This is a genomic window from Burkholderia stabilis (assembly GCF_001742165.1).
Classification (GTDB): domain Bacteria; phylum Pseudomonadota; class Gammaproteobacteria; order Burkholderiales; family Burkholderiaceae; genus Burkholderia; species Burkholderia stabilis.
Window position 1 is genome coordinate 1,496,735 of the sequence record NZ_CP016442.1, and the last position, 16,239, is coordinate 1,512,973.

13 protein-coding genes and 1 other RNA gene are annotated in these 16,239 nt (G+C 67.8%); 9 read left to right on the forward strand and 5 right to left on the reverse strand.

Annotation, left to right across the window (positions count from 1 at the left end; translation table 11 throughout):
- Nucleotides 1–141: 141 nt before the first annotated feature.
- The 3 genes from ubiG (at nt 142) to ssrA (ending at nt 1,957) form a co-directional block, all read left to right on the forward strand.
- Entirely contained in the window at nt 142–840 is a 699-nt protein-coding gene (gene ubiG / locus BBJ41_RS06965) for a bifunctional 2-polyprenyl-6-hydroxyphenol methylase/3-demethylubiquinol 3-O-methyltransferase UbiG (RefSeq protein WP_069745892.1), read from the forward strand.
- 13 nt (nt 841–853) lie between these two features.
- On the forward strand, nt 854–1,570 hold the full coding sequence (gene gph, locus BBJ41_RS06970; protein ID WP_069747615.1) for a phosphoglycolate phosphatase: 717 nt from the start codon (nt 854–856) through the stop codon (nt 1,568–1,570).
- Between the two features lie 17 nt (nt 1,571–1,587).
- Nucleotides 1,588–1,957, forward strand: a transfer-messenger RNA (tmRNA) gene (ssrA, locus tag BBJ41_RS06975).
- A gap of 268 nt (nt 1,958–2,225) precedes the next feature.
- On the opposite strand, the gene BBJ41_RS06980 is transcribed toward ssrA, so the two are convergent.
- The 3 genes from BBJ41_RS06980 to BBJ41_RS06990 all read right to left on the reverse strand — a co-directional run bounded on the left by BBJ41_RS06980 (nt 2,226) and on the right by BBJ41_RS06990 (nt 4,432).
- Nucleotides 2,226–2,573: a DUF4148 domain-containing protein gene (locus BBJ41_RS06980; RefSeq protein ID WP_069745893.1), complete on the reverse strand. Its 348-nt coding sequence runs from the start codon at nt 2,571–2,573 to the stop codon at nt 2,226–2,228.
- A 381-nt stretch (nt 2,574–2,954) separates the two neighbouring features.
- Nucleotides 2,955–3,224, reverse strand: a complete 270-nt coding sequence (locus BBJ41_RS06985; protein WP_069745894.1) for a hypothetical protein — start codon at nt 3,222–3,224, stop codon at nt 2,955–2,957.
- A 101-nt stretch (nt 3,225–3,325) separates the two neighbouring features.
- On the reverse strand, nt 3,326–4,432 hold the full coding sequence (locus BBJ41_RS06990) for a substrate-binding domain-containing protein (RefSeq protein WP_069745895.1): 1,107 nt from the start codon (nt 4,430–4,432) through the stop codon (nt 3,326–3,328).
- Nucleotides 4,433–4,563: 131 nt separating this feature from the next.
- On the opposite strand from BBJ41_RS06990, the gene BBJ41_RS06995 reads away from it, so the two are divergent.
- From BBJ41_RS06995 to BBJ41_RS07010, 4 genes are read left to right on the forward strand one after another with little or no spacing between them, the layout of a single operon-like run.
- Nucleotides 4,564–5,064 carry an NAD(P)H-dependent oxidoreductase subunit E gene (locus BBJ41_RS06995; protein WP_069745896.1) on the forward strand — a complete coding sequence of 167 codons (501 nt, stop codon included), beginning with the start codon at nt 4,564–4,566 and terminating at the stop codon, nt 5,062–5,064.
- Nucleotides 5,061–6,638: a formate dehydrogenase beta subunit gene (locus BBJ41_RS07000; protein ID WP_069745897.1), complete on the forward strand. Its 1,578-nt coding sequence runs from the start codon at nt 5,061–5,063 to the stop codon at nt 6,636–6,638. Before BBJ41_RS06995 ends, BBJ41_RS07000 begins: the two co-directional genes overlap by 4 nt.
- Before the next feature lie 17 nt (nt 6,639–6,655).
- On the forward strand, nt 6,656–9,607 hold the full coding sequence (gene fdhF, locus BBJ41_RS07005) for a formate dehydrogenase subunit alpha (RefSeq protein ID WP_069745898.1): 2,952 nt from the start codon (nt 6,656–6,658) through the stop codon (nt 9,605–9,607).
- A 7-nt stretch (nt 9,608–9,614) separates the two neighbouring features.
- Nucleotides 9,615–9,866: a formate dehydrogenase subunit delta gene (locus BBJ41_RS07010; RefSeq protein WP_069745899.1), complete on the forward strand. Its 252-nt coding sequence runs from the start codon at nt 9,615–9,617 to the stop codon at nt 9,864–9,866.
- 8 nt (nt 9,867–9,874) lie between these two features.
- On the opposite strand, the gene BBJ41_RS07015 is transcribed toward BBJ41_RS07010, so the two are convergent.
- Nucleotides 9,875–11,521, reverse strand: coding sequence for an FAD-dependent monooxygenase (locus BBJ41_RS07015; RefSeq protein WP_069745900.1), 1,647 nt, complete (start codon nt 11,519–11,521; stop codon nt 9,875–9,877).
- Between the two features lie 130 nt (nt 11,522–11,651).
- On the opposite strand from BBJ41_RS07015, the gene BBJ41_RS07020 reads away from it, so the two are divergent.
- On the forward strand, nt 11,652–13,490 hold the full coding sequence (locus tag BBJ41_RS07020) for a tetratricopeptide repeat protein (RefSeq protein WP_418222304.1): 1,839 nt from the start codon (nt 11,652–11,654) through the stop codon (nt 13,488–13,490).
- Between the two features lie 92 nt (nt 13,491–13,582).
- On the opposite strand, the gene tcuC is transcribed toward BBJ41_RS07020, so the two are convergent.
- Nucleotides 13,583–14,878, reverse strand: coding sequence for an MFS transporter (tcuC, locus tag BBJ41_RS07025; RefSeq protein WP_069747616.1), 1,296 nt, complete (start codon nt 14,876–14,878; stop codon nt 13,583–13,585).
- Nucleotides 14,879–15,237: 359 nt separating this feature from the next.
- On the opposite strand from tcuC, the gene BBJ41_RS07030 reads away from it, so the two are divergent.
- Complete coding sequence (locus tag BBJ41_RS07030; RefSeq protein WP_069745902.1) at nt 15,238–16,173, forward strand: hypothetical protein; 936 nt, start codon at nt 15,238–15,240, stop codon at nt 16,171–16,173.
- Nucleotides 16,174–16,239: the final 66 nt, after the last annotated feature.

Consider the following 16,239-nt stretch of genomic DNA (forward strand, 5'->3'; position numbering starts at 1 on the left):
ACTGCTTCAAAGCCCCGCTCCGGCGGGGCTTTTTCATTGGGGTCCGTCCAGGCACTCGCCGCCTCGCCGTTCGCCCGCATCTTATATACTCGGGGCTGACGAATCGAAGCACCGCCCTCCTTCCGTAGCCCGTTTGCCGACATGACCAACGCCGATCCGCACGAACTCCAGAAATTCAGCGACCTCGCCCATCGATGGTGGGATCCGAATGCCGAATTCAAGCCGCTGCACGACCTGAACCCGGTCCGGCTCGGCTGGATCGATGCGCATGCGCATCTGGCCGGCAAGCGCGCGCTCGACATCGGCTGTGGCGGCGGCATCCTGTCCGAATCGATGGCCGGACTCGGCGCGCAGGTAAAAGGGATCGACCTGTCGACCGAAGCGCTCGGCGTTGCCGACCTGCACAGCCTCGAAAGCGGCATCACCGTCGACTACGAAGCGATCGCGGCAGAGGCGATCGCCGCGCGCGAGCCGGGCACCTACGATGTCGTCACGTGCATGGAGATGCTCGAGCACGTGCCGTCGCCCGGCGATGTCGTCGCCGCGTGCGCGACGCTCGTAAAACCGGGTGGCTGGGTGTTCTTCTCGACGCTGAACCGCAACCTGAAGTCCTACCTGTTCGCCGTCATCGGCGCGGAATACATCGCACAAATGCTGCCGAAGGGCACGCACGACTACGCGCGCTTCATCCGCCCGTCGGAGCTGGCCGGCTTCGTGCGGGCGACGGATCTGCACATCGTGGAGATCAAGGGCATCACGTATCACCCGATCGGCAAGCGCTTCGCGCTGTCGAACGACACCGACATCAACTACCTCGTTGCGTGCCGCCGCGGCGCGTGACCCTCCGACCGGCATGACGACTCCCCTTTCGACCGCGCGGGCAGCACTCGACGAACCGCGCCTGCTGCACTGCGATGCCGTGCTGTTCGACCTGGACGGCACGCTCGCTGATACGGCGCCCGACCTCGCGGCTGCCGTCAACAAGATGCAGCGCGTACGCGGCCTGCCCGAAACGCCGCTCGACGTGCTGCGGCCGCTGGCCTCGGCCGGCGCGCGCGGCCTGCTCGGCGGCGCGTTCGGCATCGATCCGCAAGCGCCCGGCTACGACGTGATGCGCGACGAGTTCCTAACCAATTACGCGACGGATCTCTGCGTGCATACCACGCTGTTCCCCGGCATCGGCGACGTGCTCGACGAACTGGATGCACGCGGCGTGCGCTGGGGCATCGTCACGAACAAGGCGATGCGGCTCACGGCACCGCTCGTCGACCTGCTCGGCCTCGCACCGCGCGCGGCGTGCGTGGTCGGGGGCGACACAACGCCGCACCCGAAGCCCCACCCCGCTCCGCTGCTGCACGCAGCCGATCAGCTCACGCTCACGCCCGAACGCATCGTCTATGTCGGCGACGACCTGCGCGACATTCAGGCCGGCAGCGCTGCCGGCATGGCGACGGTCGCAGCCGCGTATGGCTATTGCGGCGACGGCGCCGCGCCAGCCGACTGGCAGGCGCAGCATCTCGTCGACACGACGCAGGAACTGCGCGAACTGCTGCGCGATGTTGGGCTATAATGATCGATCTTATCCGCGGGGGCGACCTGGTTTCGACAGGGGTTGTGAAGCGGCTAGGGCATGTCGAGGACCCGTCACCTCGTTAATCAATGGGAAAATCGTAACTGCAAACGACGATACGTTCGCACTGGCAGCCTAAGGGCCGCCGTCCTCTGCCTAGTTCACTGACGGGCTAGTGTCGCAAGACCGGTAGCAATACCGCCAGAGGTCATTTACGTCAGTTAAGCTCTGTCGGCGTCGCGACGCCAGGGTCGAAAATTTAGCGAATCGCCGTAGTGCAGCGTGTTCGTCCGCGTCGCTGCGGTTAAATCAAATGACTGAACTAAACATGTAGAACTAGTCGTGGAGCGCTTCTGGACGCGGGTTCGATTCCCGCCGCCTCCACCAAATTCCGCGCTCGTCGCACGAACCCCGCAGACGCAAGTCAGCGGGGTTTTTTGTTGCCGGCGAGCCGCATGCACCCCACTCCGCCTGAAAAAGCGCCCGGCCACGGGCGGGCCGGGCGGAATGCCGCCGGTATCCCGGCGGCAGGAGGTGACGAATGTTCTGCCGCGCCCGCGCAATCATCGGTCGCGCCGGGCGGCGGCCAACCCGGTTGCCCCGGGCGCGACGCTTCGCCGCACCCGCTGCTCATGTACACCGGGCGGTGCACGACTTAGCTGCCGCGATACAGCGACTTCATTTCTTCAGCGCTGGCCGGGCGCACGCCCATTGCACGCGAACCCGATGCCGACGCGCCCTGGGCCTGTGCACCGTATCCACTGACATCGGTACCTTGCGCCAGCGCGCTGCGTTGTTGTTCCGCGATACGCGCCGTTGCGGCCTGAATCGCTTCCGGATAGTGCGGATCTTCACCGCGGGCCGAGTTGTAACCTGCCTGTTGGAGCTGGACCAGTTCGGCGCGGACCTGTGCGCGGGTGATCGTCGAGCCCGATTGGGCAAACGACACGACCGGGGCAACGAGAGCGGCAGCAACGACAACAGCTTGAACGAGCGACTTCATGATGACCTACCTCCAGATTTGTCTGTTTCCGCGGTGAACACCTTGTTCAGCGCTGACAAACCGAAGTTTATGTAGGCGGATGCTTAAGAATAAGGCAGGTTTCTGGAAGACATCCTTCCTGATTTACGGGTTAACCCTAAATCGCCTGTCGGACGAGCAATCCGCGAACGCCGGCCTCGTCCGGCAGCGCATCGCATCGCACGACGACTCGCCGAAAAGCACGAGCCCCGCGAAACGATGGCGTTTCGCGGGGCTCGAACGGAATTGCACGACACGCCGGCAATCTCGCCGGTCAAACGGCCAAACCGATGTGCCGACGCACATCCACCTGCCTGTTGAACCGACACGGCACGACGCAGGCGCAAGCGCGCCTGCCGCGCATTACTGGGTATCCAACGGGCACTTCAGGTTGCAACCGTTCGGGTCGCCCAGGTCGCCCTTGCGGCGCAACGCAGATTTCTTGCCGCTCTGGAATTTCTGCGACGGCGTCGACGCCGCGAACGGCATCTGTGGATGCTCGTTCAGGCGAAACTGCTCGCTCAGGATCCCACCGGGAACACCCGGCGAATTCTGCGCGAACGCAAACGGCGAAGCAGCGACCAGCAGCCCCGCGGTCAACGCTGCCGCGGCGAGGGGAACGGAAAATTTCATGGCGGAATGACGCCTGAACGGCGTGCTTGTTGGAACGTTGATCAAGCGGCAAGCGTAGCGCAAATCCCCCGCTGCTGCAGCGCGGTCCGATCGCGTCCCCGTTACCGGGAATTGCCGTCCGGCGCGCTCGCGCCATCGTCGCCGGCCAGCCCCGCCGCGATGCTCGTCAGCGTTCCGCACGCGGCCGGATCGTAGCCGTCGAGATGCGCGACGCGCTCGACGAAACGCGCATCGCGCAACAACGCGAGCACGCCGGCAAGCGGCCGTGCGTCGAGCCGCGCGCGTTCGCACGCGAAGTAATAGTCCTCGTCGACAACCGGAATGAAATCGAGCCCGAAATGGTGGGCGGCCGGCTCGACGCCGAAGCCCAGATCGGCCATCCCGCTCGCGACGAACGCCGCGATCGCCGAATGCGTGAGCTCGGCCGACGCATAACCGTCGATGCGCTCGGGATCGATGCCGATCGCACGCAATGCCAGATCCAGCAGCATGCGCGTGCCCGACCCCGGCTGCCGGTTGACGAAGCGGATGTCGTTGCGCGCGAGGTCTGCGAGCCCGCGGACCTGCTTCGGATTGCCGCGCGGCACGAACAGCCCCTGCTGACGGCGCGTGAGGTGAATCAGGACATGGCGCGTATCGTCGAGCCACGGCCGGTAGATCTGTGCGCACTGCGCGCGAAACGCGCCGCGCGGCAGATGGAAACCGGCCAGGTCGCACTCGCCGCGCGCGAGCGCCTGCACAGCCTCGACGCTCTCGCGATACTTGATGTCGACGGCCGCCTGCACATCGACGAGCGCGGAGACGAGCGTCGCGACCGCGTAACCGTGCGACGCGTGGATGCGCACGGCGCCGTCGCGCTGCGCGAGCCGCCGGTTCAGGTCGCTGGCCACTTCGGCCGCCAGCGTGCGCAGGTTTCCATCGAGCCGGCTGCGCGCGAGACGCTGCGCATCGACGACTGCCTGCCCGAGCTCCGACAGCGTCGAGCCCTTGCCGCGCGCGGTTTCGATCAGTTCCCCGCCGATGCACGCTTCCAGCGCGCGCAACATGCCCCACGCGTGCCGGTAGGACAGTCCTTTCGCTTGGGCGGCCTGCGCAATGCTGCCCGTGTCAGCCACGAGTTCCAGCAGTGGCGCGACATCCGACAGACTGGCCGTACGACCTTCCGTGTCGCGTACGGTCAGATACGCGTCGCATTCGATGCGAATCAATTATGTACTCCGATTTCCTATTGCGACCGCGAAATCTTCCGCTTATCGTTGGTCAAAATCAATCAGAACGAAGTCGCGATGCGCACTATATGAAATTCCAGCGCATATGAGACTTTGGAGGAGCATAGCTGATGTCCCCGAATTCCCATGCGCCCGACGCGCTCGTCGAGCGCCATGCGCGCGCCGGCCGGTCGCTCGTCGCGATCCTGCACGCGATCCAGGACGACGCGGGCTACGTGCCGCCGGGCTGCGTCGCGCCGCTCGCCAGGGTGCTCAACTTGTCGCGCGCGGAAGTGCACGGCGTCCTGACCTACTACCACCACTTCCGCACCGCGCCGCCTGCGCGCGTCACGATCCAGATGTGCCGCGCCGAGGCGTGTCGCAGCATGGGTTGCGAAACGCTGGCCGCCCATGCGGAAGCCCGCACCGGCTGTCGGTTCGATGCCGCGCATGGCGATGCCGCCCAGACGCATGCGCCGGACGCCGTCGCGCTCGAATCGGTCTACTGCCTCGGGCTGTGCGCACAGTCGCCGTCGATGACGGTCAACGGCGTGCTGCACGCGAAGGTCACGCCGGAGAAATTCGACGCGCTGCTGGCCGATGCGGTCGCCCATACTCCGGAGGCCGCATGACGACCCGCATCTACGTTCCGCGCGATTCGTCCGCGCTGGCGCTCGGCGCCGACGCGCTCGCCACCGCGATCGTGGCGGAAGCCGAACGGCGCGGCGTCGCCGTCGAGCTCGTCCGCAACGGCTCGCGCGGGCTGCTGTGGCTCGAGCCGCTCGTCGAGGTCGGCACGGCCGCCGGCCGCGTCGGCTATGCGAACCTGTCGGCCGCCGACGTGCCGTCCCTCTTCGACGCGAACTGGCTCGAAGGCGGCGCCCATCCGAGCGGCGTCGGCATTGTCGACGCACTGCCCTATCTCGCGCGCCAGCAGCGCCTCACGTTCGCACGCATCGGCCTGACCGATCCGCTGTCGATCGACGACTACCTGCAACACGAAGGCCTCGCCGGCCTGAAGAACGCGCTCGCGCTCGACGGCAATGCCGCGTGCGAAACGCTGATCGAATCGGGGCTGCGCGGCCGCGGCGGCGCGGCGTTCCCGGCCGGCATCAAGTGGCGCACGGTCCGGCAAGCGAGCGCCGCGCAGAAGTACATCGTCTGCAATGCGGACGAAGGCGATTCGGGCACGTTCTCCGATCGCCTGCTCATGGAATGCGATCCGTACTGCCTGATCGAAGGGATGATCATCGCGGGCATCGCGACCGGCGCGACGGTCGGCTACATCTACGTGCGCAGCGAATACCCGCACGCGATCGCGACGCTCGAAGCCGCGATCGTGCGTGCCCGCGAAGCCGGCTGGCTCGGCGAACGCGTGCTCGGCTCAGCCCATGCGTTCGAGCTGCACGTTGCGAAAGGCGCGGGCTCGTACGTGTGCGGCGAGGAAACGGCGCTGCTCGAATCGCTCGAAGGCAAGCGCGGCGTCGTGCGCGCGAAGCCGCCGCTGCCCGCGCTCGCCGGACTGTTCGGCCAGCCGACCGTCATCAACAACGTGATCACGCTCGCCACGGCGCCCGTGATCTTCGCGCGCGGCGCCGCGTTCTATCGCGATTACGGAATGGGTCGCTCGCGCGGCACGTTGCCGTTCCAGCTCGCGGGCAACATCCGCCACGGCGGCCTCGTCGAGCTTGCGTTCGGCGTCACGCTGCGCGAGCTGCTGTTCGACTTCGGCGGCGGCACGGCAAGCGGCCGGCCGGCACGCGCCGCGCAGGTCGGCGGCCCGCTCGGCACCTACCTGCCCGACCATCAGTGGGACGTGCCGCTCGACTACGAAGCGTATACGGCGATCGGTGCGGTCGTCGGCCATGGCGGCATCGTGCTGCACGACGACACGTCGAACCTCGCCGAGCTTGCCGAATACGCGATGAAGTTCTGCGCGATCGAATCGTGCGGCAAGTGCACGCCGTGCCGGATCGGTTCGACGCGCGGCGTCGAGACGATCGCGCGCATCCGTCACGGCGATACGTCGGAGCGACAGGTCACGCTGTTGCGCGACCTGTGCGACACGATGCTGGCCGGTTCGCTATGCGCGATGGGCGGCATGACACCCTACCCGGTGCTGTCCGCGCTCGACCATTTCCCCGAAGATTTCGGGCTCGCTGCCGGCAAGGATGCCGCGGTGCGCCCGGTCAAGGCTGCGGCCTGACCCAGAAGGAGCCCTGCATGTCCCTCGACACGAACAACGTCCGCCAAGGCGGCTGCGGCTCGGGCCAATGCGCGTGCAAGAGCGCCGCTCAGGCGCGCGCCCGCGACCCGTTCGACGATACCGACTACGGCACGCCGCAACGGCATGCCGATACCGACGTCACGCTCGAAATCGACGGCCAGCCGGTGACGGTGCCGGCCGGCACGTCGGTGATGCGCGCGGCGATCGAAGCCGGCGTCAACGTCCCGAAGCTCTGTGCGACCGATTCGCTCGAGCCGTTCGGATCGTGCCGGCTGTGCCTCGTCGAGATCGAAGGCCGGCGCGGTTATCCGGCATCGTGCACGACACCTGCCGAAGCCGGCATGAAGGTACGCACGCAGTCGGACCGGCTGCAGTCGCTGCGCCGCAACGTGATGGAGCTGTACATCTCCGATCATCCGCTCGACTGCCTCACCTGCCCGGCCAACGGCGACTGCGAACTGCAGGACATGGCGGGCGTCGTCGGGCTGCGCGAAGTGCGCTACGGCTTCGATGGCGCGAATCACCTGAAAGACCGCAAGGACGAATCGAACCCGTACTTCACGTACGACCCGTCGAAATGCATCGTCTGCAACCGCTGCGTGCGCGCCTGCGAGGAAACGCAGGGCACGTTCGCGTTGACGATCGCCGCGCGCGGCTTCGAGTCGCGCGTCGCCGCGGGCGAAAGCGAATCGTTCATGGCGTCGGAATGCGTGTCGTGCGGCGCGTGTGTTGCAGCATGCCCGACGGCCACGCTGCAAGAGAAATCCGTCGTGCAGCTCGGGCAGGCCGAGCACTCGGTCGTGACGACCTGCGCATACTGCGGCGTCGGCTGCTCGTTCAAAGCCGAGATGAAGGGTACGCAGGTCGTGCGCATGACGCCGCACAAGAACGGCCTCGCAAACGAAGGCCACGCATGTGTGAAGGGACGCTTCGCGTGGGGCTATGCGACGCACAAGGATCGCATCACGAAGCCGATGATCCGCGAGAAGATCACCGATCCGTGGCGCGAAGTGAGCTGGGACGAAGCGCTCACCTACGCGGCGACGCAGTTCCGCAAGCTGCAGCAGAAGTACGGCCGCGATTCGATCGGCGGCATCACGTCGTCGCGCTGCACGAACGAGGAAACCTACCTCGTGCAGAAGCTCGTGCGCGCCGCGTTCGGCAACAACAACGTCGATACCTGCGCACGCGTGTGCCATTCGCCGACCGGCTATGGCCTCAAGACGACGCTCGGCGAATCGGCCGGCACGCAGACGTTCGCGTCGGTCGGCCAGGCCGACGTGATCGTCGTGATGGGAGCGAACCCGACCGACGGCCACCCGGTGTTCGGTTCGCGGCTGAAGCGGCGCGTCCGCGAAGGCGCGAAGCTGATCGTGATCGACCCGCGCCGCATCGACGTCGTCGACGGCCCGCACGTGAAGGCCACGCACCACCTGCAGTTGCGCCCCGGCACCAACGTCGCGATGGTCAACGCGCTCGCGCACGTGATCGTCACCGAAGGGCTCGTCGCCGACGCATTCGTCGCCGAGCGCTGCGAGACGCGTGCATTCGAGCAATGGCGCGACTTCGTCTCGCGCGCCGACAATTCGCCCGAGGCAACCGCGGACGTGACGGGCGTGCCAGCCGAGCTGGTACGCGCTGCCGCGCGCCTCTACGCGACGGGCGGCAATGCCGCGATCTATTACGGCCTGGGCGTGACCGAACACGCGCAAGGCTCGACGACGGTGATGGGCATTGCGAACCTCGCGATGGCCACCGGCAACATCGGCCGCGAAGGCGTCGGCGTCAATCCGCTGCGCGGCCAGAACAACGTGCAGGGCTCGTGCGACATGGGCTCGTTCCCGCACGAACTGCCCGGCTACCGGCACATCAGCGACACGATCGTGCGCGCGCAATTCGAAGAAGCATGGTCGGCTACGCTGCAGCCGGAACCGGGCCTGCGCATCCCGAACATGTTCGACGCGGCGCTCGACGGCAGCTTCAAGGGGCTCTACTGCCAGGGCGAGGATATCGTCCAGTCGGACCCGAACACGCAGCACGTCGCAGCCGCGCTGTCGGCAATGGAATGCATTGTCGTGCAGGACATCTTCCTGAACGAGACCGCGAAATATGCACACGTGCTGCTGCCCGGCTCGACGTTCCTCGAGAAGGACGGCACGTTCACGAACGCGGAGCGCCGCATCTCGCGCGTGCGCAAGGTGATGCCGCCGCTCGCCGGCTACGCGGACTGGGAAGTGACGCTGCTGCTGTCGCAGGCGCTCGGCTACGACATGCACTACACGCATCCGTCGGAAATCATGGACGAGATCGCACAGCTCACGCCGACCTTCTCGGGCGTGTCGTACGCGAAGCTCGACGCGCTCGGCAGCATCCAGTGGCCGTGCAACGAGCATGCGCCGGAAGGCACGCCGACGATGCACATCGACGCATTCGTGCGCGGCAAGGGGCGCTTCGTGATCACGCAGTTCATTGCGTCGCCGGAAAAGGTCACGCAGCGCTATCCGCTGATCCTGACGACGGGCCGCATCCTGTCGCAATACAACGTCGGTGCGCAGACGCGCCGCACCGACAACGTCCAATGGCACGATGAGGATCGCCTCGAGATCCATCCGCACGATGCGCAGGATCGCGGGATCAAGACCGGCGACTGGGTCGGCATCGAATCGCGCGCCGGCCATACGGTGTTGCGCGCGCTCGTGGCCGAGCGCATGCAGCCGGGTGTCGTGTACACGACGTTCCATTTCCCCGAATCGGGCGCGAACGTGATCACGACGGACAGCTCGGACTGGGCGACGAACTGCCCGGAATACAAGGTGACAGCCGTGCAGGTGATGCCCGTCGCGCAACCGTCCGACTGGCAGCAAGCGTACGCGCGCTTCAACTCGGAGCAGCTCGACCTGCTCGAACGCCGCGCAGCCACGCCCGCCACCGCGACGACAGGCAAGTGAGGACGCGATGGACACCGGACACCTGATCGACATGGCCAACCAGATCGGCGCATTCTTCGAATCGATGCCCGATCGCGACGAAGCGCTGACCGGCATCGCCGAGCATATCCGGCGCTTCTGGGAGCCGCGGATGCGCCGCGCATTTCTCGCCGCGCTCGACGATCCGTCGGGCGAAGGCGCGCAACGTGCGGCGCCGATCGTGCTCGCCGCGATCGCCGCGCACCGCGCATCGCTCGTGCCCGCCGCGGCGAGCGCCTGATCGCGCCGCTACGCGGGCGGCGACAGGCCCGCGAACCAGTTTTCGCAGTGGCGCAGCAGCGCGTTCGCGTCGGTCGCCGTCCGCCCGCGTGCGGCGACATAACCGTCGGGCCGCAACAGATAGAACGCCGGCCGCGAGCGGCCGTACTCCTGCGCCAGCCGCGCGGCGCCATCGCCTTCGGCATCGGCGACGCGCCACACGCGCACCGCATCCGGCATGATCTTTTCGAGCCCCTGAACAAGCGCCTGCGCATCGGCCGCCATCGGCGGCGCCTCGGTGGCGTCGGCCGCCACCGGCTCCTCGAGCAGCAGCAGCGTGAAGCTTGCCGGATCGTGCAAGTCGTATAGCCGAGCCGTACCGGGCGCCTGACCGAGCGGCCCGTCGATCACGTGCACGAGCGCATCGGGCGCGCGCTCGCCTGCGCGCGGCCCGCCGTCGAGCACGCGTTCCAGCGTGAGCGGACTCTTCCGGTACTGCACGCCGAGCTCGCTGACCGTGCGCCGCACCGCGTCGCGCATCGGCCCGAACGACGCCAGCAGCGGCACGACATGATCGCGCAGCAACTTCATTGCGCCGCTTTCGGCTTCGACCATCTGCGTGACGAAACTCGTTTGCCGCAACACGTCGCGCTCGATCGGATGGCGCTCCAGGTGATACGTGTCGAGCAGCCGCTCGGGCGTGCCCGCGCCGAGCACGCGCGCGAGCTTCCAGCCGAGATTGAACGCTTCCTGCATCCCCGTGTTCATGCCCTGCGCACCGGCCGGGCTGTGAACGTGCGCGGCATCGCCCGCGAAGAACACGCGGCCGTGACGCAACCGGTCGACCATCCGGCTGTGCAGATGGAAATAAGCCGACCACGCGAGATCGCTCGGCGAGATCGACGCGCCGACGCGCGCGCGCACGATCGCCTCGCATTCCGCGAGCGACGGGGTCGACGCGTCGGGCGACGCGTCGCTGCGGGGCGGCCGGTCGGCGACGAGCCGGAAACGGCCGCCGCCCATCGGAAACAGGCCTGCCATGCCTTCTGGCGTCGTGAACAGGTGGATCTCTTCGTCGGGCCAGTCGGGGATCGCCGCGAAATCGGCCAGCAGGAAAGTCTGTTCGAACGTATGCCCGGCGAAGCCCAGGCCGAGCAGATGCCTGACCGTGCTGTGTGCGCCGTCGGCGGCGATCAGGTACGACGGCGCGAACGACTCGTCGCGGCCGTCGGCACCGCGGATCGACACGTCGAGCGACGTGCCGCCCGTGTCGCATGCGGACAGCGTCGCACCGCGCTCGACCGTCACGCCGAGCCCGGCCAGATGCTCGGCGAGCAGCCGCTCGGTGATGCTCTGGTCGAGAAACAGCAGATACGGATAGCGCGTTTGGAGCGGGTCGAAATCGAGCCGCGCAATCACGCGGCCGTCGGCATGCAGCGCAGCCGCATGCGCGCGATGACCGAGCGCGAGAAACGGTTCGACCGCACGATGCTGCTCCAGCAGTTCGAGCGTGCGCGCCTGGATGCCGATCGCGCGCGAATACGGCGCAGGCGCGGCGAGCCGATCGATGATGCGCACCGGCACGCGGGCCCGCGCGAGGCTCATCGCCGCGGCAAGGCCGGTCGGCCCCGCGCCGACGATCAGCACGGGCGGGATATCGGACAGTGTGTCGGCCATGAGAACCTCGATGACACGCGACCCTGCAAGTCTACGCCGCTCCGCGTGACGGGGCCATATGCCGACCGGCCGATACGCGGCACCTGTGCGCTGTGTGGGAAAATACGTGTTTTCCGCCAGTTTTCGCGTCATGGATTCCGCATTCGACCGAGCGTACGCCGCACACCGCGCGGGCCGGCTGGCCGACGCCGAGCACGGCTATCGCGCCGCGCTCGCCGCCAACCCCGCCGACGCCGACGCGCTGCACCTGTTCGGCGTGCTGCGGCACCAGCAGGGCCAGCATGCCGAAGCGGCCGATCTCGTCGGCCGCGCCGTCTCGCTGCGCCCGGGCGACGCTGCGCTGCAACTCAATCTCGGCAACGCGCTGAAAGCGCTCGGCCGGCTCGACGAGGCGATCGACCGCTTTCGCAACGCGCTGACGCTCGCGCCCGAATTTCCGCTCGCGCACTACAACCTCGGCAACGCGTATGCGGCACTGCAGCGCCACGAGGATGCGATCGACGCGTTCGGCCGCGCGCTGCGGCTCACGCCCGACGACGCATCGATCCACAACAATCTCGGCAACGCGCTGAACGCGCTCGGCCGCCACGACGATGCGCTCGCCGCTTTCCGTCGCGCGCTCGAGCTGCGCCCGGGGCATGCGGGCGCGCACAACAACCTCGCGATGGCGCTGAGCGCAATGGGCCACGCCGACGACGCGATCGCGCACTTCCAGGCCGCGATCGCCGCGCAGCCGCGCTTCGTCGCCGCGCATTTCAATCTCGGCAACACGTTCGACGCAGTCGGCCGGCATGCAGAGGCCGCCGCCGCGTTCGAAGCCGCGCTCGCGCTGCATCCGCCGTTTCCGCTCGCGCTGTTCGGGCTCGCGAACGCGCTGTGCGCGCAGGCGCGTCACCGCGATGCGCTGCCCTACTACGAGCGCGCCGTCGGTCTCGATCCGTCATTCAGCCTCGCATGGCTGAACCTCGGCAACGCGCACCACGCGCTGTGCGCGCACGAGATGGCGCTGCGCGCATTCGACCAGGCGCTGCGCGTCGCGCCCGATCTCACCCTCGCGCAACTGCACCGCGCGGTCACGCTACTGACGCTCGGCGACTTCACGCGCGGCCTGCCCGCGTATGAAGCGCGCCACGAGACCCCGGGTGCGACGCCGCTCGGCGCACTGCCGCGCTGGCAAGGCGAGCCGATCGCGTCGCGCACGCTGCTGATCCGCGCGGAACAGGGGTTCGGCGACACCTTGCAGTTCGTCCGCTTCGTGCCGCTCGCCCGCGAACGCTGCGCGCGCGTCGTGCTCGAAGTACAGCCGGAACTCGTTGCGCTGCTGGCGCCGGCCGCATCGCGCTGGCGCGTGACGCTCGTCGCACAGGGCGCCGCGAAACCGCCGGCAGCGGACGTCGCCTGCACGCTGATGAGCCTGCCGTTCCTGCTCGGGCTTCAGCCGGCGGACATCGCCGTGCCGTCGCGCTACCTCGATGCACCCGACAGCGCCCGCCGGCACTTCCGCGGCTCGCTCGGCGGGCAGTCGAAGCGCAAGTTCGGCCTCGCGTGGTCGGGGCGCCGGCAGGCGCAGGAAAACCGCTCGATGCCGTTCGATGCGCTCGCGCCGCTGCTCGCGCTGCCGGACATCGACTGGATCGTGCTGCAGCCCGCACTCGACGACGACGAACGCGCGCGCGTGGACGCGCATCCGCGCGTGCATCGTTTCGACGGCCGGCTGAACGACTTTGCCGACACGGCCGCGCTGATCGAACGGCTCGACGGCGTCGTCACGATCGATACGGCGGTGGCGCACCTCGCCGGCGCGCTCGGCAAGCCGCTGTGGGTGATGCTGCCGTTCGCGCCGGACTGGCGCTGGTTCACCGGCGACGACTGCCCGTGGTACCCGCAGGCCCGGATCGCGCGACAGCCCGCGCCGGGGCAATGGGTCGACGTGGCGGCTGCGGTCGCGGGCACGCTGCGCGACGCGTAAAAGCGCGAACGCAGACGAAAAAAGGGAGCGCGCTGCGCTCCCTTTTTCAATGTGATGCACGCGGCTCGCGCCGCGCGATGGACAAGCGCCCGTCAGGCCGCCTTGTACTGGTTGCGCGCCTCGGGCGTGCGATACAGCACGAGCGTCGCGATCAGCCCGCAGATCGCGGCGACGCTCAGCCACAGCCCCGGCGCCGCCTTGTTGCCCGTCTCGTGGATCAGCAGCGTCGCGATTGCCGGCGTGAAGCCGCCGATCGTCGTCGCAAGGCTGTACGCGAGCGAGAAGCCTGCCGTGCGCACGTCGGCCGGCATCACTTCGGTCAGCGCGACGACCATCGCGCCGTTGTACGACCCGTACAGGAACGACAGCCACAGCTCGACCGCGAGCAGCCGCAGGAACGACGGATCGCCGACGAGCCACAGCACGACCGGGTAAGCCGTCAGCAGCGTGAGCACCGTGAACGCGATCAGCACCGGGCGACGGCCGATACGGTCGGACAGCGCGCCTGACAACGGCAGCCACACGAGGTTGGAGATGCCCACGCAGACGGTCACGACGAGCGCGTCGAGCGACGACAGGTGCAGCACTTCCTTGCCGAAGGTCGGCGTATAGGCCGTGATCATGTAGAACGACACCGTCGTCATGATCACCATTCCCATGCCGGCGACCACGATGCCCCAGTTGTCGAGCATCGAACGCATGATTTCGCCCATCGTCGGACGATGACGCTTCGCGAGGAACTCGTCGGTCTCCTTCAGCGAACGACGGATCAGGAACAGGAACGGCACGATCAGGCAGCCGATCAGGAACGGAATGCGCCAGCCCCACGCGGTCATCTCCTCGGCCGGCAGCGCGCGGTTCAGCAGCACGCCGACGAACGCGGCGAACACGACGGCCACCTGCTGGCTGCCCGACTGCCACGACGTATAGAACCCCTTGTGGCCCTTCGTTGCGATCTCCGACAGGTAGACCGACACGCCGCCGAGCTCGACGCCCGCCGAGAAACCCTGCAGCAGCCGGCCGAGGAGCACGAGCACCGGCGCGAGCACGCCGATCGTCGCATAACCCGGTATCGCGGCCACCGTGAGCGTGCCGATCGCCATCAGCCCGAGTGTCAGGATCAGCCCCTTGCGGCGGCCGTGATGATCGATGTACGCGCCGAGCACGATCGCGCCGACCGGCCGCATCAGGAAGCCCGCGCCGAACACCGACAGCGACAGCATCAGCGACGCGAAGGCGTTGCCGCTCGGAAAGTAGGTTTTCGCGATGGCCGCCGCGTAATACCCGTAGACCATGAAGTCGTACATTTCCAGGAAGTTGCCGCTGACGACCCGGAACACGGTGCGGAATTTCGATTCCTGCGCGATGGCGTGTGACGCTGTGGACATGTTTTTCTCGCTCAGCTCGGATGGCGCGAATCCGCGCCGCATGGATCCGATGACGCGCGACGCGCCGGGCCGATCCGGCGTGCACGGGCATCGCTGCCCGCCAGCGGCGCAACGCACGAACCGTCGCGCACACCGGCGTGGTCCGCGAATGATGCCACGCCAAGCCGACATTTGCCTTGTGTCGCCCCTGCGGCGGCCGTCTCGGTATTCGACTCGTACGAGTCGCCTCGAAGCGGAAGCAAAAATCAGATTGATCTGATCGACCGGCTCTCTCCGGCTGACCACAATGTCCCGATTTGCAACGACATCGCCGCACCGCGGCCGACACGGCTGCCCGTGTCGCACGACGCGCCACCCCCATGACCCAAACGTCCCTCGTTCCCGTCGAAGGCGCGCTTGCCCGCCCTCGCGTCGCCCCGCTCGATCACGTCCCGTCGTTCGGCCGCGAATGGACATTTCGCGGTGCGCCCGGCGCGCGGCCCGGCAAGCCCTGCCTCGCCACGTTGACGACGTCCTGCATCGACGTCGACAAACCGCACCACGCATGTCGCTGGAAGCCGTTGCCGCTGGCGGCGTCAGCGCCGACGCCGGCAACGTCGCCGGCTGCGCCGGCCGTCGCAAGCCGGCACTCCCGACGCATGCCCCCCGCCCCGCGCGACCGGCGTGCGATGTACGCAACCTGCTGGAGCGTCGGCGCACTCGGCATCATCGGCCTGCTGATCGCCGCGCATGAACCGCTCACGGGTTTCGAGCCTGCATACGCGCTTCACGCGACCGGCGTCGTGCCGGATCACGCCACGTCATCGACCGGCTCCGTGCAGGTCGTCGCGGTCCAGCCCGGCATCTCGACGATCGTGCCACCGGAGCCCGCGATAACGGCCCCCGTCGCGATCACTGCGGAATCGCCACCGGCCACGCACCGCGTCACGCATCGTCCGGCGTCGCTTCATCCGAAGGCGACACCCGACGTGCAACGCACCGCCGCTGCATCGCCGCATCGTGCAAACGGCCCGCACACGGCGGCAACGCCCACGCCGACACCGACCGTGACGCGGCTCGCCGCCCGTCCGCCGGCCCGGAGCGATACGCCCCACACCGCCGCGCGCGACCGGCTCGCGTCGCGGCCGCCCGCCACAGACGCGCTCGACGATCCGCTCACGCTGATCGCAATGGCCAACGCGCTAGGCGCCGACCAGCCGACCCGCGCGACACACGCGCCCGCCGCCGGCTTCGACTGGACGTCGCGACTGTCCCACCGCCGCGTGACCGACGCACCGGACACGTTCGCGCACTGACACCACGCAATAAAAAACCCGGCGAAGCTCGCTTCGCCGGGTTTTGCTCGTTTCTCTCCGTCCGTC

Excerpts from the sequence above, each read along its gene's own strand:
- BBJ41_RS07020 (WP_418222304.1), top strand. The coding sequence starts at position 11,652 with ATGGATTCCGCATTCGACCGAGCGTACGCCGCACACCGCGCGGGCCGG.
- BBJ41_RS06985 (WP_069745894.1), bottom strand. The coding sequence starts at position 3,224 with ATGAAATTTTCCGTTCCCCTCGCCGCGGCAGCGTTGACCGCGGGGCTG.
- BBJ41_RS07030 (WP_069745902.1), top strand. The coding sequence starts at position 15,238 with ATGACCCAAACGTCCCTCGTTCCCGTCGAAGGCGCGCTTGCCCGCCCT.
- fdhF (WP_069745898.1), top strand. The coding sequence starts at position 6,656 with ATGTCCCTCGACACGAACAACGTCCGCCAAGGCGGCTGCGGCTCGGGC.
- ubiG (WP_069745892.1), top strand. The coding sequence starts at position 142 with ATGACCAACGCCGATCCGCACGAACTCCAGAAATTCAGCGACCTCGCC.
- gph (WP_069747615.1), top strand. The coding sequence starts at position 854 with ATGACGACTCCCCTTTCGACCGCGCGGGCAGCACTCGACGAACCGCGC.
- BBJ41_RS06995 (WP_069745896.1), top strand. The coding sequence starts at position 4,564 with ATGTCCCCGAATTCCCATGCGCCCGACGCGCTCGTCGAGCGCCATGCG.
- tcuC (WP_069747616.1), bottom strand. The coding sequence starts at position 14,878 with ATGTCCACAGCGTCACACGCCATCGCGCAGGAATCGAAATTCCGCACC.
- BBJ41_RS06980 (WP_069745893.1), bottom strand. The coding sequence starts at position 2,573 with ATGAAGTCGCTCGTTCAAGCTGTTGTCGTTGCTGCCGCTCTCGTTGCC.
- BBJ41_RS07000 (WP_069745897.1), top strand. The coding sequence starts at position 5,061 with ATGACGACCCGCATCTACGTTCCGCGCGATTCGTCCGCGCTGGCGCTC.
- BBJ41_RS07015 (WP_069745900.1), bottom strand. The coding sequence starts at position 11,521 with ATGGCCGACACACTGTCCGATATCCCGCCCGTGCTGATCGTCGGCGCG.
- BBJ41_RS07010 (WP_069745899.1), top strand. The coding sequence starts at position 9,615 with ATGGACACCGGACACCTGATCGACATGGCCAACCAGATCGGCGCATTC.